The sequence below is a fragment of the Ruegeria sp. BB5 genome (genome assembly GCF_056539405.1).
In genome coordinates this window covers 380,903-395,678 of sequence record NZ_JBQFUX010000001.1, presented here as the reverse complement: position 1 = coordinate 395,678, position 14,776 = coordinate 380,903, and the positions used below count along the sequence as shown (strand labels likewise).

Here is a 14,776-nt window from a genome sequence, read left to right as displayed (position 1 = left end):
GCTCACATAAGTTCAAACGCAGGGCTGGATGCTTTCCGTCGCAAAAATCCAAAAAACTTTGCAGGCATTTACCAACACCCCACGCCACAAAGCGACGCACCCCTCTTTTTTTCAGGGCAAAACAAGCGCATTATCCGGCTCAAACGAACGCGCGAGTTTTACAATGACAGATCAAACGATCGACACCACGACTGAGAATGACCGCCCCACTTGGCCTGCTTTGGTCAAAGGCTTCCGCTGTCGCTGCCCCAAATGCGGCGAGGGCAAGGTTCTGAAAGGCTATCTGAAGGTCAAGGACAGCTGCGACTCTTGTGGGCAAGAGCTGTTTCACCATCGGGCAGATGACGGTCCGGCGTACCTGACCATTCTGCTGGTCGGACACCTGATGGCACCGGCCCTTCACGTGTCTTATGTAGAGTTTCGCCCGGAACCGATGACCATGTTCCTGATCTTTGCCATCGGTTGTACGGCCCTGTCCTTGTTCCTGCTGCCTCGGCTGAAGGGGGCGGTTGTCGCGTACCAATGGGCACGTCGCATGCACGGATTCGAAAAAGCGCAATGACCTCGCCCATCGGCTCGCACAGAACATGACAGTCGACAAATCAGCGATACGGGACGCGGCAACGGTCATCGTTCTGCGAGATCGTATGATCGAGCCGTCCATCCTGATGGGGCAACGCGGTGCAAAGGCCGTATTCATGCCCAATAAGTTCGTGTTTCCCGGCGGTGCAGTCGATGCCGAGGACAGCTCGGTCCCTTTGGCCACGCCCCTGCCCGCGTTGTGCAGCGACAGGCTGGACGAAAAGTCCGAACCAGGATTGCAAAACGCACTGGCCGCAGCCGCAATTCGTGAATTGTGGGAAGAAACAGGGCTGATCCTGGGGGATCCCGGCGGGTGGAGCGGCACAGTTCCGGACGATTGGCAGGGCTTTGCCGACTTGGGTTACCGCCCATCGGCCAGCGCGCTGCAATTTGTGTTCCGTGCTGTGACCCCTCCGGGGCGCCCACGCCGTTTCGACGCACGGTTCTTTCTGGTCGATGCCAACGCCATTCAGGGGGATCTGGATGATTTCAGCCGCGCGTCGGATGAGCTGTCCCATTTGCAATGGGTCCCGCTGGACCGCGCGCGCGAACTGGACCTGCCCTTCATTACCGAGGTCGTTCTTGCGGAAATAGCGGCCCGGGCTACAAATCCCGAACCACCCGCCACAGTGCCGCTATACCTGCATACCGAAGAACAAAGCCTGTTCTTGCAGCTCAAGGGTTATCCCATGCCCGACGCGGAATAGGCGTCACCTCATCCGGCTGACAACCGTCGTCACCTCGGGTTTTTTACCGATTTCTGACTTGGCGGTCTGGCGCACGATGCGGCGCAAAGCTTCCTCCAGCTTGTCATCGTCGCGCAACGTCTTGGCCTCGGCCCGCATCAGGAATTGGTTCAGGTCCTCTTCCAACACTTCAATCAGCGCCGCCCGCGACGTCCCGATTTCAGGCAAACCCATCGTGTCGCACCACGGCTCACCCAGCGGCTCGTCCTCTTCGTCCAGAATGACCGTCACGGTCACGTGCCCGTTCAAAGCCATGCGAATACGGTCACGCACGATCCCGTCCAGAGCCCCGACCTTGACGGTGCCGTCCAGATAGGTGCGGCCGGTTTCAATATAATCCACCACCTGCGGCGCATTGCCTGTCAGGTCAACCATCGTTCCGTTGACGGCCAGAATGCCCGTACGCCCACCGGCCTCGGCCAGTTTAGTGTGTTCACGCAAATGCCGATGCTCGCCGTGCATCGGGATCACCATCTGCGGGTCGATCAGGGCGTGAACTCTTTCAAGATCCGGTCGGTTGGCATGGCCGGACACGTGGTACAGACCTGAACTGTCATCCACCACATCCACACCCTTTTCGCTGAGCTGGTTCATGATGAAAATCACGCCGCGCTCATTTCCGGGGATGGTTTTGGATGAGAACAGGAACAGATCACCCTCTTTCAGCTCCAGCCCGCGGTATTTGCCCCGCGCCAGTTGGGCACTGGCGGCGCGGCGTTCGCCCTGGCTGCCGGTCACGATCAGCATCAGGTTCTGGCGCGGCATGTCCACGGCCTCTTCGGCACTGACAACCTTGGGAAAATCCGTGAGGATTCCAGTTTCAGTCGCGGCTTCGATCATCCGTCGCATAGCACGACCCAGCAACACAACCGAACGCCCGGCGCGCTGGCCCGCTTCGGCCAGTGTTTTCACCCGTGCAACGTTCGATGCAAAGGTGGTCGCAACCACCATACCTTCGGCGCTTTCAACCAGTTTGGTGATCTCGGGGCCAACCTCGGATTCCGAACGACCCGCATGGCCAGAAAAAACATTGGTGCTGTCACAGACCAGCGCCTTAACACCGGATTTCGCGACCTCGGCCCACAGATCGGGATCAAAGGGCTCACCCACCACGGGGTTTTCATCCAGCTTGAAGTCACCAGTATGCACAATCCGCCCCTTGGGCGTGTCGATCACCAGCGCAGCACTTTCGGGGATCGAATGCGACACAGGCAGGAAGCCAATCGTGAAGGGACCGACCGAGACCTGCTCGGGCCAGGCCGATACCGTGCGGACCGCGTCCTCGGGGTGGCCATGTTCCTCCATCTTGCGACGGGCAATGTTGGCGGTGAAGGCGCGTGCATAAACAGGTGCGCCCAGTGTCTCATAGCAATGGGCCACGGCGCCGACGTGGTCTTCGTGCGCGTGGGTGACGAATACGGCCTCGAGTCGGTCCGCCCTTTCGCGCAGCCACGAGATATCGGCATGGATCAGATCAACGCCCGGCGTCGTGTCCATATCCGGAAAGGTCACGCCAAGATCCACCAGGATCAGACGCTCTTTCCCGGGCTTTCCATAGCCATAGACATACGCATTCATGCCAATTTCGCCGGCACCACCCAGCGGCAAATAGATCAGTCGTTCACTGCTCATGTCGAGCCATTATCCTTGTTATAGCGATGGATCACGGTCAGCCCGTGCATCGTCAGATCTTCTTCGATCGCGTCAAACCCGACATCCGCCTGATCGAACAAAGGCGCAAGCCCACCGGTGCCGACCACTTTCATCGGCATGCCGTATTCCGCCTTGATCCGGGCAATCAGCCCTTCAATCAAACCGGAATAGCCCCAATACACGCCGGACTGGATGCAGCCAACAGTATTCGTACCAATCACCTTTTCCGGGCGGGTAATGTCGATATGCGGCAATGCAGCCGCGCCTTGGTGCAGAGCCTCAAGGCTGAGGTTCACACCCGGTGCAATGATGCCGCCAACATAGGCCCCGTCGTGGGCCACTACATCGAAATTCGTGGCCGTCCCGAAATCGACCACAACTACATCGCCGCCATGGCGGTCAAACGCGCCCACGGCATTGGCCAACCGGTCCGGGCCGGGGATTGTTCCTTCGTCAATGCGCGGTGCCACGGGCAACAGGCATTCAGGCTTGCCCACAACCAGCGGCCGACACCCAAAGAAGCGATCAGCAAAAATACGCAGGTTAAAGACCACACGCGGCACGGTCGAGGCGATCACCACGTCAGTGATCTCCGCTTCGATCCCGTAATGTTTCACCAGCGTCGAATACCAAGTGAAATAGGCATCCGCCGTACGCGAATGATGGGTCGAGGTGCGCAGGGTACACAGGAACTTTTCGCCGTCCCAGATCGAGAAAACGGTATTGGTGTTGCCGCAGTCGATAGCCAGAAGCATCTGAGCCCCCTTTAGAAGTACACGTCCGCCGCAGGAATGCTGACACGGCCTTTTGCGGTCTTTAGGACAAGGTTGCCGCCCGAGTCCACGGTTTCAAAGGTTCCAACCGTTTCAGATGTCGAGGTTCGCGCGGTGATCACTTCACCCAAGCGAGCGGCACGAGACAGCCAGGCAGTGCGAATCGGTTCGAACCCGTAGGTCACGAACTGAATTTCATATTGTGCATAAGCCGCGGCCAATTCGGTCAGAAAATCCTCGGGCAGCACTGCGGCACCGGTTTCCGACAACAGAGAGACTGGCCGCACCGCGCTTTGTTCCACCGCATAGGCTGGGGGCGCCTCGGAAAGATTTACACCGATGCCAATCGACAGATACGACACGCCCCCGCCCTTTCCGGTGCTTTCCAGCAAGATGCCCGCCAGCTTGCCCCCGTTCAGCAGCACGTCGTTGGGCCACTTCAATGACAGCCCGTCGGCGCGACCGGTGACCGCGACACAGGCGTCGAACAGCGCCAAGGCCGCCACAAAGCTGCGCAAGGCCGCTTGTTCCGGATTACCCTGCGGTCGCATTAACAAGGTCGCCGCCAGGTTGCCCTTGGGGTTGACCCACGCCCTACCCCGTCGTCCCCGCGCCGCCGTCTGGTGATGCGCCATGATCCACACAGGGCCCGGCGCCGTAGGGGCAAGCCGGGCAGCCTCATTCAATGTACTGTCGACTTCCTGCACGATGTGCAGTCCGTATCCTTGCGGCCAATCAGTCACGTCAAAAAGGCCCGGCCTTTTGACCGAGCCCCCTGTAATTGGATGTTAAACACGTCAGTTGACAAGCGTCGCTGCCGCAGCCGCAGCCGCGCCTTCGATGCCGAACTGATAGAAAACGCCCACCAGCATCAACGCCGCCGACCCCATCAGCGCGACCCACAGAACCGGGGTCGAGTGGGTTTCGATCGGATCCTCGTTCTCGGCCCCGAAATACATGTAGAACACGATCCGTAGGTAATAGAACGCACCGATCACAGAGGCGATGGCCGACACGATCACCAACCCGGTCAGACCCGCGCTGATACCAGCCTGCCAGACGCCGAACTTGGCGAAAAAGCCCAACATTGGCGGAACGCCAGCAAGGCTGAACATTAGGATCAGAACAGCCAAGGCCTTACCCGGATCGCGTTTAGAAAACTGGCGCAGCGCATCGATATCAGTGACGGGTTTGCCATCGCGTTCCATCATCAGGATGAAGGCAAAGGTGCCGATATTCATGGTCACGTAAATTGCCAGATACATCAGCATCGCTTTGATGCCCATTTCCGTACCCGCTGCCAGACCGATCAGCGCATAACCCATATGGGCAATCGACGAAAACGCCATCAGCCGCTTGATATTGCGCTGACCAATCGCGGCAACCGCACCCAGCAGCATCGACAGAACCGAAAGCAGCACGATCACCTGCTGCCAGTCTTTCACTACGCCACCAAAGGCGTCATGCATCAGGCGGGCAAACAGCGCCATCGCTGCCACTTTTGGTGCGGTAGCAAAGAAGGCGGTGATCGGCGTGGGCGATCCTTCGTACACGTCCGGCGTCCACATATGGAAGGGCACAGCCGAAACCTTGAAGGCAAGGCCCGAGATCAGGAAGATCAGGCCGAACAGCAGACCAACCGAGATGTCGTCATGGTGGACCGTTTGGATGATGCCCGAAAACAGCGTCGTGCCGGTAAAGCCATAAACAAGCGATGCACCATACAGCAGCAGCCCCGAACTGAGCGCACCCAGTACGAAGTACTTCAGACCGGCCTCAGTTGATTTGGCGCTGTCACGACGCAACGCAGCCACGACGTACAGCGACAGGGATTGCAGCTCCAGCCCCATATACAAGGACATCAGATCGCCTGCGCTGACCATCATCATCATACCGACAGCAGCCAGCGCCACCAGCAACGGGTATTCGAACCGCAACAGATCGCGGCGGGTCATATATTCCTGGCTCATCACCAGAACAGCCGCAGCCGAAAGCAGGATCGCGACCTTGGCAAACCGCGAGAACCCGTCATCGACGAACATCCCGTTGAACGCCACGTTGGTGCCATCGCCATTGGTTGCAATCCAGAAGGACAGCAGCGCCATCAGCCCCGCCGTCGTCCACACCAGAATTGGCGCCAGCGCGTCTTTCGTCGTGTAAACTGCCCCGATAAGGGCGGCCATCGCATACACGGCCAGAACGATTTCCGGCAGGATTATTGTCAGATCAGCCTGGATCATGTCTCCAAAGCTCCCTTAATGCGAGGCGGCCGTCTGGGTCGCGGCCTCAGCCGCGGCCAGAGCCGAGTCATAGTTCGAAATCAGCGCGGCGGTCGAATTGCCGATCACATCGGTTACCAGCGACGGGTAAACGCCCAACAGGATGGTCATCACGATCAGCGGCGCAAAGATCAACCGCTCGCGCGAGCTCATGTCCGTCATTGCCTTGAGGCTTTCCTTGATCAGATCGCCAAACACGACCCGGCGATACAGCCACAGCGCATAGGCAGCCGAGAAGATCACGCCAGATGCAGCCACAGCCGTCACCCAAGTATTGACCTGGAACGCGCCCATCAGCGTCAGGAATTCACCGATGAACCCGGATGTACCCGGCAGGCCGACATTGGCCATTGTGAACAGCATGAAGACCAGCGCGTATGCGGGCATGCGGATCACCAGACCGCCATAAGCGTCGATGTCACGCGTGTGCATCCGGTCATAGATGACACCGACACACAGGAAGAGCGCGGCCGAGATAAACCCGTGGCTGAGCATCTGGAAGATCGCGCCGTCAATACCCTGCTGGTTCGCAGCAAAGATACCCATAGTCACAAAGCCCATATGAGCAACCGAGGAATAAGCGATCAGCTTTTTCATATCCTCCTGCACCAGCGCCACCAGCGAGGTGTAGACTACTGCGATGGCCGACATCCACAGCACCAGATCAGTCATCACCGCTGACCCGACTGGGAACATCGGCAGACTGAACCGCAGGAAGCCATAGCCGCCCATCTTCAGCAGGATCGCCGCCAGCACAACCGAGCCTGCAGTCGGCGCCTGAACGTGTGCGTCAGGTAGCCAGGTATGAACCGGCCACATCGGCATTTTCACCGCAAACGAGGCAAAGAAGGCCAGGAACATCAACGTCTGCATACCGCCGACGATGTAAACGCCCAGCACGCTGAACCCTTCGGACGAGAAATGGTGGCTCATCAAGGCTTCGATATCGGTGGTGCCTGCATCGGAATACATCGCAACCATCGCCACCAGCATCAGCACCGAGCCGAGGAAGGTATAGAGGAAGAACTTGAAGCTGGCGTAAATCCGGTTCGCCCCACCCCAGATGCCGATGATCAGGAACATCGGGATCAGGCCGGCCTCGAAGAACAGATAGAACAGGACCAGATCCAGCGCCATGAATACGCCCAGCATCAGCGTTTCCAGCAGCAGGAAGGCGATCATGTATTCTTTGACGCGGTCGGTGACCTGCCAGCTGGCCAGAATGGTCAGCGGCATGATGAAAGTGGTCAGCAGTACGAACAGAACGCTGATACCGTCTACACCCATCTTGTATTTCAGACCCAGCAGCCACTCGGCCTCTTCCACCATCTGAAAGCCGGTATTGGACGGATCAAACCCTGTATAGATACCGATCGAGACAAGGAAGGTCACCGTGGTCGCCACCAGTGCAACCCATTTCGCGTTGCGCTGCGCAGCCGCGTCCTCACCATGCAGGAACAGGGCCAGGATGCCTGCCGCCACTGCCGGAATAAAGGTGACGATCGAGAGGATATTATCCATTAGTGTGCGCCTCCGCCGATCGACATCCAGGTGACCAGGGCAGCGATACCCAGAACCATCCAGAAGGCATAAGTAAAGATGTAGCCCGTCTGTGCCTTGCCTGCGAGGCGGGTAAAGAAGGGAATAACGCCCATCGAAACTCCGTTCAGGAAGCCGTCGATGGTATTGCCATCACCGCGTTTCCACAGGAACCGACCAAGCGCAACGGTGGGTTTGACAAAGATCGCATCGTAGATCTCGTCAAAGTACCACTTGTTCAGCAGGAACAGGTAAAGAGGACGCTGGTTCTGTGCCAGACGCCCCGGCAGGGACGGGTTCACGATATAGAACCAATAGGCCATGACAAAACCCAGCGCCATCGCGACAAAGGGTGAGACCTTGACCCATTTCGGGGCGGCATGCGCATCGTCCAGAATATGGTTGTCCGGCGCGATATAGATCGCGCCCTCGCCCGGCTCACCCGCGAAGACATAGTGGTGATCACCGCCATGCGCATCCTTCTCGCCGTGCCCATCATCGGCATGAGTATCTTCTGCGTGCCCCTCATCAGCGTGTGCATCATCCGCATGTGAATCCGCAGTGCCATGATCGCCCGCCTCGGCATGCTCCGACGCCTCGGCCACCGGAATGCCATAGAACTTGCCGACCTTGTCCGCATGACCAAAGAAGTTGCCATACCAGATCATCCCGGCAAAGACCGCGCCCAAGGACAGCACGCCCAAAGGAATCAACATGGTCATCGGGCTTTCATGCGCATGCTCATGCGTATGCTGATCACCGCGCGGCGTACCATAGAAAGTCAGAAAGATAAGGCGCCAGCTGTAGAACGCAGTGAACGCAGCCGCGATCACCAGCAGCCAGAAGCCATAGGCAGACCCACCAGCATAGGCACTCTCGATGATGGCATCTTTGGACAGGAACCCGGCGAACCCGATGGTGGTCAGCGGAATACCAACGCCGGTAATAGCCAGTGTCCCGATCATCATCGCCCAGAAGGTATAAGGGATTTTCTTACGCAGACCGCCGTATTCGGTCATTTCCTGCTCGTGATGCATAGCGTTGATCACCGAACCGGCCCCAAGGAACAGCAGCGCCTTGAAGAAGGCGTGCGTAAACAGGTGGAACATCGCAGCCGAATACATGCCCACACCGGCGGCCACGAACATGTAGCCCAGCTGCGAACATGTCGAATAGGCGATGACGCGCTTGATGTCGGTCTGCACCAGACCCACGGTCGCCGCAAAGAACGCGGTCGAGGCGCCTAGTACGGTGATGAATCCGGTCGCACCCGGCGCGAACTCCATCAGCGGCGACATGCGGCAGACAAGGAAGACACCTGCAGTCACCATGGTCGCAGCGTGGATCAGCGCCGACACCGGTGTCGGGCCTTCCATCGCATCCGGCAACCAGGTGTGCAGGATCAGCTGCGCCGATTTACCCATCGCACCGATGAACAGCAGCACACAGATCACCTCGATGGCATTCCATTCACCCCACAGGAAGTGCAGTTGCGTTTCCGCTAGCTCAGGGGCCGACGCGAAAATGTCGGAAAAATTGATGCTGTCCGTCAAGAAGAACAGCGCAAAAATCCCCAGCGCAAAGCCAAAGTCACCCACCCGGTTGACAATGAACGCTTTCATCGCCGCCGCGTTGGCCGATGGCTTGCGGTAGTAGAAGCCGATCAGCAGGTAAGACGCGACACCCACACCTTCCCAGCCAAAGAACATCTGAACCAGATTATCCGCCGTCACCAGCATCAGCATGGCAAAGGTAAAAAACGACAGATAAGCAAAGAAGCGCGGCTTATAGCTCTCGCCTTCGCGCCATTGCGGATCATGGGCCATATAGCCAAAGGAATACAGGTGTACGAGCGCCGATACGGTCGTCACCACGATCAGCATGATCGCGGTCAGCCGGTCCAGCCGCACGGCCCAGCTTGTCGAGAGCGAGCCGCTCTCGATCCAGCGCATGATCTCGACCTGCTGGGTCACCCCGTCAAAGGTGAAGAACACGATCCACGACAGTAAACAGGCCAGAAACAGCAGGCCGGTGGCGGTCCACATCGCGGCCTTTTCGCCAATGAATCGCCAGCCGAACCCGCAAAGCAGCGCGCCCACCAGCGGGGCAAAGAGGATGGTAGTTTCCATGTTCTCTTACCCCTTCATCATATTGACGTCTTCAACCGCGATGGTGCCGCGGTTACGGAAGAAGCAGACCAGAATGGCCAGACCAATCGCCGCCTCGGCCGCTGCAACGGTCAGCACGAACAGCGTAAACACCTGCCCGACCAGATCGCCGAGGAAACTGGAAAACGCCACAAGGTTGATATTCACCGCCAGCAGCATCAGTTCGATGCTCATCAGCAGGATGATGACGTTCTTGCGGTTCAGAAAGAGACCGAAGATGCCGATGACGAACAGTGTCGCCGCGACCGTAAGATAGTGTTCAAGTCCGATCATCGTCTCAAAGTCCCTGCCCCGGTTTCACGTCCTTCAACTCCATCGCCTTGGCCGGGTCGCGCATCATCTGGCCGATGATGTCCTGACGCTTGATGTCCTGACGGTGGCGCAGCGTCAGAACAATGGCGCCGATCATGGCCACCAGCAGGATCAGGCCCGCCAGCTGGAACAGAAGGAAGTATTGATCATAAAGAATGACGCCCAGCGCCTCGGTGTTGTGGCGGTCCACCGGAACCGGCTGCGCCAGATTGGCCGCCGCACCCTGCGCGCTGTCCCATGCGCCAAAGGCCATGACGAACTGCATCAGAATGACCAGACCGATCAACAAGGCCAATGGCATGTAACGCGCCATCTCGGCCTTCAGCTCGGCAAAGTCCACGTCCAGCATCATCACCACGAACAGGAACAGCACCGCGACCGCGCCGACATAGACGATGATCAGCAGCATTGCCACGAACTCGGCCCCCAGCAGCACGAACAACCCGGCCGAGGAGAGGAAGGAAAGGATCAGCCACAGCACCGAATGAACCGGCTGGCGGCTGATCACCGTGAACAGCCCGCCGGTGATGGCGCTGATGGCAAACAGGTAGAAGGCAAAGACGGTCATTGATCCTCATCCTCGTTATCGCCCATGACCTCTTGCGCCAGATCCAGCGCGCGGGTCATGGCCGGGATGCCGGCAAAGACCGACATCTGGCCGATCGTTTCCACGATCTCTTGTTTCTTTGCGCCCGCTTCCAACGCGTGACGCACGGTCTGACGCACCGCTGAATCCGCCTGCGCGCCCTGACAGGTCAGCCCGGCCAGCGTCAGCAGCAGGCGGGTCTTGGCGTCCAATCCGTCCTTGTTGACGGTGTTGCCGAACATCATCTCCATGACCTCTTTGGGCATGGTGGGCCACAGCGCTTCGAACCCCTTGGGCGAGAAATTCTCGAGCCCCGGGTTCATCGCCTTGGCCATGTCCTGTGCCTGTTTGAGCATTTGCTCGAATGGGTTTGTGGGCTTGTCACTCATCTGTACGGCGCATCCATTTCCAGGTTGCGGGCAATCTCGGCTTCCCAGCGTTCGCCGTTATCCAGCAGTTTTTGCTTGTCGTAGAACAGCTCTTCGCGGGTTTCGGTGGCGAACTCGAAATTCGGGCCTTCGACGATTGCATCGACCGGGCAGGCCTCCTGACAGAAGCCGCAATAGATGCACTTGGTCATGTCGATGTCATAGCGCGTGGTTCGACGGCTGCCGTCCTCGCGCGGTTCGGCGTCGATGGTGATGGCCTGCGCCGGGCAAACCGCCTCGCAGAGTTTGCAGGCGATGCAACGTTCCTCGCCATTCGGATAACGACGCAAGGCGTGCTCGCCCCGGAACCGCGGGGATAGAGGACCCTTCTCGTGCGGGTAATTTATGGTGGCCTTGGGGGCGAAGAAATATTTCAACCCCAGCTTCATGCCGACCCAAAAGTCCTGCAGCAGGAAGTATTTGGCAGCGCGGGTATAGTCGATCTGCGTCATGATTAGCCTCCTACGCTCCAACGGGCGAATGCGCCCCAGAACCAGTCGAATTTCGCCGCAAAAGCCACGAACACCACCCAGGCCAGCGAGAACGGCAGGAACACTTTCCAGCCCAACCGCATCAGCTGGTCATAGCGGTAGCGGGGTGTGATCGCCTTGACCATTGCGAAGAGGAAGAAGAAGAACGCCATCTTCGCAACCATCCACAGGACACCGTCGGGCAGGCCCGGGATCGGCGACAGCCAGCCACCGAAGAACAGCAGCGATGTTAGCGCGCACATCAGGAAGATCGCAATGTATTCGCCTGCCATGAACAGCAGGAAGGGTGTGGCCGAGTATTCCACCTGATAACCGGCGACCAGTTCGGATTCCGCCTCGGGCAGGTCAAACGGTGGGCGGTTGGTTTCCGCCAGCGCCGAGATGAAGAACAGGAAGACCATCGGGAAATGCGGCAGCCAGTACCAGCTGAATAGGCCCAGCCCGCCATCCTGCGCGCGTACGATGTCGCCGAAATTCATCGACCCTGTAGAAATGATCACACCAATGATGATCAGGCCGATGGAAACCTCGTAAGAAATCATCTGCGCAGCTGAGCGCAACGATCCTAGGAACGGGTACTTTGAGTTCGACGCCCAACCACCCATAATCACGCCATAAACCTCCAACGAAGATACGGCGAAGACATACAGAATGGCAACGTTGATATCTGACAGGACCCAGCCATCGTTGAACGGGATCACCGCCCAGGCGATCATCGCCAGAACAAAGCTGGTCAGCGGTGCCAGAATGAAAACCGTGCGGTCGGCCCCGGCGGGGATGACCACTTCTTTCACCACATATTTCAGCGCATCTGCCACCGATTGCAGCAGGCCATAGACGCCCACCACATTGGGACCGCGGCGCATCTGTACCGCCGCCCAGATCTTGCGGTCACCATAAACGAGGAACAACAGCGAGATCATCACAAAGGCAACAACGGCAAGCACTTGCGCCAGAATGATGATGGCTATTCCGCCTGGGGTGTTAAAGAAATCAGCCATTGGTCCTCACACCGTGGGTATTCCGTTTTCCGCGTAAATTGCGAAGGCCATTTGCCTGCGCAAACTGCGGCTGGGTCGGCGCGTTGGTGTAAACAGCATCCGCCGCACTTACGCCACCCTTATTGTTGCGTCTCACGCGCATTTTCACAGCCACCTTATTGCAGGCGCCTAAAAGCGATATGAAACAGGTCTGTTTCATTCCGCCGCGATCTTCCCGGCCTTGCGTGCCTGTGCCTGCGCCGACAGCTCTGCCATCAGTTGCGAGGCGCGGGCGATTGGATTGGTCAGGTAAAAGTCCTTGATCGCATTGCGGAAAGTGGCTGTACCTAGGGGGCCAGCCTCCATCAATTGCACTTCGTTTTCGATCACCTCGTCGATGCGCGTCAGATGCGGCACTGCTTCGATCAGCGCACTGCGCAATTGCGCCAGCGAGTCGTAAGGCAGCGTCGCGCCCAATTCGGCCGACAAGGCCCGCAGGATCGCCCAGTTTTCCTTGGCCTCACCCGGTGCAAAGCCTGCGCGCATGGCCAGCTGAGGACGGCCTTCGGTGTTCACGAACAGGCCGTTTTCCTCAGTATAGGCGGCGCCTGGCAGGATCACATCGGCGCGGTGTGCGCCCCGATCGCCATGGCTGCCCTGATAGATGACGAACGCGCCCTCACCGATCTCGACCTCGTCCGCGCCAAGGTTATAGATTACGTCCGCCGCGCTGATCGCGTCCATACCACCTTCGTTTGTCGCATCCACGTCCATCGCACCCACGCGCGAGGCTGCTGTATGCAGAACGATCAGACCGCTTTCTGTATTTGCAGCAATGGCTTGCGCAGTGGCCAAAACAGCGGCACCGTCAGCCTCTTGCAGCGCACCCTGCCCCACAACAACCAGAGAGGCCTTGCCTTTGATCACATCATCGCCGCCCATATCGACGACTTTTTGCAGTGCTGCGCGGTCATCACCCATGTGGTGATACTTATAGGTCAGATCGACAGCCGGACCGACCAGAGCAACCTCGGCCCCGTGCGCCCATGCCTTGCGGATACGCGCGTTCAAAACCGGAGCTTCCTCACGCGGGTTGGTGCCGATCAACAGAATACGCTCGGCTCTGTCGATATCCTCGATCGCAGCAGTCCCGGCATAAGCTCCACGGTTACCCGCAGGCAGTCGGGCACCGTCGGTGCGACACTCGACGACACCGCCCAGGCTTTCGATCATCTGTTTGAGCGCAAAGGCCGCTTCGACTGGCGCCAGATCACCCACGATACCCGCCGGTTTCTCGGCACCTTTCAGCGCCTCGGACGCTTTGGTCAGCGCCTCGGGCCACGAGGCCGGGCGCAGCTTGCCGTTTTCGCGAATATATGGGCAGTCCAAACGCTGACGCCGCAGACCGTCCCACACAAAGCGGGTTTTGTCGCTGATCCACTCTTCGTTCACGCCGTCATGGTTGCGCGGCAGGAAGCGCATGACCTCACGCCCCTTGGTATCCACCCGGACGTTCGAGCCCAAGGCATCCATCACGTCGATGCTCTCGGTCTTGGTCAATTCCCACGGACGAGCCGTAAAGGCGTAAGGTTTCGAGGTCAGCGCCCCCACCGGACACAGGTCGATGATGTTGCCCTGCAGGTTCGAATCCAGCGTCTGGTTCAGATACGAGGTGATCTCGGCATCTTCTCCGCGCCCCGTCTGACCCATCTGAGTGATCCCGGCAACCTCGGTCGTGAACCGCACACAACGGGTGCAGCTGATGCAGCGGGTCATCGCAGTGCCAACCAGCGGTCCCAGATCCAGATCGTCCACCGCGCGCTTGGCTTCCTTGAAGCGGCTGCCCGACAGACCATAGGCCATCGCCTGATCCTGCAAGTCACACTCGCCGCCCTGATCACAGATCGGGCAATCCAGCGGGTGGTTGATGAGCAGAAACTCCATCACCCCTTCGCGGGCCTTTTTGACCATGGGTGAGTTCGTTTTGACCTCCGGCGCTTGTCCTTCGGGGCCGGGGCGCAAATCGCGCACCTGCATCGCGCAGGACGCCGCAGGTTTGGGCGGGCCCCCAACGACCTCAACTAGGCACATCCGGCAGTTCCCTGCGATCGACAAACGTTCGTGATAACAGAAACGCGGCACCTCGACCCCGGCTTGCTCACAAGCCTGGATCAGGGTCATCGCACCATCGACTTCGATTTCCTGCCCGTCGATATTGATCTTACGGAGGTCAGACATC

14 protein-coding genes are annotated in these 14,776 nt (G+C 58.7%); 2 read left to right on the top strand and 12 right to left on the bottom strand.

From position 1 onward, the window contains the following. Nucleotides 1-163: 163 nt before the first annotated feature. Nucleotides 164-562, top strand: a complete 399-nt coding sequence (locus tag ACR0DL_RS01965; protein ID WP_170360144.1) for a DUF983 domain-containing protein — start codon at nt 164-166, stop codon at nt 560-562. Between the two features lie 25 nt (nt 563-587). Further along, nucleotides 588-1,289 (top strand): NUDIX hydrolase, encoded by a 702-nt coding sequence (locus ACR0DL_RS01960; RefSeq protein ID WP_480687334.1) that lies wholly within the window; start codon nt 588-590, stop codon nt 1,287-1,289. Between the two features lie 3 nt (nt 1,290-1,292). On the opposite strand, the gene ACR0DL_RS01955 is transcribed toward ACR0DL_RS01960, so the two are convergent. The 12 genes from ACR0DL_RS01955 to nuoG all read right to left on the bottom strand — a co-directional run bounded on the left by ACR0DL_RS01955 (nt 1,293) and on the right by nuoG (nt 14,775). Then, nucleotides 1,293-2,960 (bottom strand): ribonuclease J, encoded by a 1,668-nt coding sequence (locus ACR0DL_RS01955; RefSeq protein WP_480687332.1) that lies wholly within the window; start codon nt 2,958-2,960, stop codon nt 1,293-1,295. Further along, nucleotides 2,957-3,736: a type III pantothenate kinase gene (locus ACR0DL_RS01950; protein ID WP_170360150.1), complete on the bottom strand. Its 780-nt coding sequence runs from the start codon at nt 3,734-3,736 to the stop codon at nt 2,957-2,959. The genes ACR0DL_RS01955 and ACR0DL_RS01950 overlap by 4 nt, the downstream gene beginning before the upstream one ends. An 11-nt stretch (nt 3,737-3,747) precedes the next feature. Beyond that, complete coding sequence (locus tag ACR0DL_RS01945; protein ID WP_480687330.1) at nt 3,748-4,497, bottom strand: biotin--[acetyl-CoA-carboxylase] ligase; 750 nt, start codon at nt 4,495-4,497, stop codon at nt 3,748-3,750. A gap of 54 nt (nt 4,498-4,551) precedes the next feature. After that, nucleotides 4,552-5,994, bottom strand: coding sequence for an NADH-quinone oxidoreductase subunit NuoN (nuoN, locus tag ACR0DL_RS01940; RefSeq protein WP_170348167.1), 1,443 nt, complete (start codon nt 5,992-5,994; stop codon nt 4,552-4,554). Nucleotides 5,995-6,009: 15 nt separating this feature from the next. Beyond that, nucleotides 6,010-7,554: an NADH-quinone oxidoreductase subunit M gene (locus ACR0DL_RS01935; RefSeq protein ID WP_170348165.1), complete on the bottom strand. Its 1,545-nt coding sequence runs from the start codon at nt 7,552-7,554 to the stop codon at nt 6,010-6,012. Next, nucleotides 7,554-9,701, bottom strand: coding sequence for an NADH-quinone oxidoreductase subunit L (gene nuoL / locus ACR0DL_RS01930; RefSeq protein WP_480636070.1), 2,148 nt, complete (start codon nt 9,699-9,701; stop codon nt 7,554-7,556). The genes ACR0DL_RS01935 and nuoL overlap by 1 nt, the downstream gene beginning before the upstream one ends. 6 nt (nt 9,702-9,707) lie before the next feature. Then, nucleotides 9,708-10,013, bottom strand: a complete 306-nt coding sequence (gene nuoK, locus ACR0DL_RS01925; RefSeq protein ID WP_005984024.1) for an NADH-quinone oxidoreductase subunit NuoK — start codon at nt 10,011-10,013, stop codon at nt 9,708-9,710. A 4-nt stretch (nt 10,014-10,017) separates the two neighbouring features. Further along, on the bottom strand, nt 10,018-10,620 hold the full coding sequence (locus tag ACR0DL_RS01920; RefSeq protein WP_170348161.1) for an NADH-quinone oxidoreductase subunit J: 603 nt from the start codon (nt 10,618-10,620) through the stop codon (nt 10,018-10,020). Beyond that, complete coding sequence (locus ACR0DL_RS01915) at nt 10,617-11,027, bottom strand: carboxymuconolactone decarboxylase family protein (protein WP_170348159.1); 411 nt, start codon at nt 11,025-11,027, stop codon at nt 10,617-10,619. The genes ACR0DL_RS01920 and ACR0DL_RS01915 overlap by 4 nt, the downstream gene beginning before the upstream one ends. Then, nucleotides 11,024-11,518 (bottom strand): NADH-quinone oxidoreductase subunit NuoI, encoded by a 495-nt coding sequence (gene nuoI / locus ACR0DL_RS01910; RefSeq protein WP_170348157.1) that lies wholly within the window; start codon nt 11,516-11,518, stop codon nt 11,024-11,026. Before nuoI ends, ACR0DL_RS01915 begins: the two co-directional genes overlap by 4 nt. Nucleotides 11,519-11,520: 2 nt before the next feature. Then, on the bottom strand, nt 11,521-12,558 hold the full coding sequence (gene nuoH, locus ACR0DL_RS01905) for an NADH-quinone oxidoreductase subunit NuoH (RefSeq protein ID WP_170348155.1): 1,038 nt from the start codon (nt 12,556-12,558) through the stop codon (nt 11,521-11,523). 195 nt (nt 12,559-12,753) lie between these two features. Beyond that, the gene (gene nuoG / locus ACR0DL_RS01900) at nt 12,754-14,775 is read right to left on the bottom strand and encodes an NADH-quinone oxidoreductase subunit NuoG (protein WP_480687328.1); all 2,022 of its coding nucleotides are present in this window, start codon (nt 14,773-14,775) and stop codon (nt 12,754-12,756) included. Nucleotide 14,776: the final 1 nt, after the last annotated feature.

Excerpts from the sequence above, each read along its gene's own strand:
- ACR0DL_RS01965 (WP_170360144.1), top strand. The coding sequence starts at position 164 with ATGACAGATCAAACGATCGACACCACGACTGAGAATGACCGCCCCACT.
- ACR0DL_RS01960 (WP_480687334.1), top strand. The coding sequence starts at position 588 with ATGACAGTCGACAAATCAGCGATACGGGACGCGGCAACGGTCATCGTT.
- ACR0DL_RS01955 (WP_480687332.1), bottom strand. The coding sequence starts at position 2,960 with ATGAGCAGTGAACGACTGATCTATTTGCCGCTGGGTGGTGCCGGCGAA.
- ACR0DL_RS01950 (WP_170360150.1), bottom strand. The coding sequence starts at position 3,736 with ATGCTTCTGGCTATCGACTGCGGCAACACCAATACCGTTTTCTCGATC.
- nuoN (WP_170348167.1), bottom strand. The coding sequence starts at position 5,994 with ATGATCCAGGCTGATCTGACAATAATCCTGCCGGAAATCGTTCTGGCC.
- ACR0DL_RS01935 (WP_170348165.1), bottom strand. The coding sequence starts at position 7,554 with ATGGATAATATCCTCTCGATCGTCACCTTTATTCCGGCAGTGGCGGCA.
- nuoL (WP_480636070.1), bottom strand. The coding sequence starts at position 9,701 with ATGGAAACTACCATCCTCTTTGCCCCGCTGGTGGGCGCGCTGCTTTGC.
- nuoK (WP_005984024.1), bottom strand. The coding sequence starts at position 10,013 with ATGATCGGACTTGAACACTATCTTACGGTCGCGGCGACACTGTTCGTC.
- ACR0DL_RS01920 (WP_170348161.1), bottom strand. The coding sequence starts at position 10,620 with ATGACCGTCTTTGCCTTCTACCTGTTTGCCATCAGCGCCATCACCGGC.
- ACR0DL_RS01915 (WP_170348159.1), bottom strand. The coding sequence starts at position 11,027 with ATGAGTGACAAGCCCACAAACCCATTCGAGCAAATGCTCAAACAGGCA.
- nuoI (WP_170348157.1), bottom strand. The coding sequence starts at position 11,518 with ATGACGCAGATCGACTATACCCGCGCTGCCAAATACTTCCTGCTGCAG.
- nuoH (WP_170348155.1), bottom strand. The coding sequence starts at position 12,558 with ATGGCTGATTTCTTTAACACCCCAGGCGGAATAGCCATCATCATTCTG.
- nuoG (WP_480687328.1), bottom strand. The coding sequence starts at position 14,775 with ATGTCTGACCTCCGTAAGATCAATATCGACGGGCAGGAAATCGAAGTC.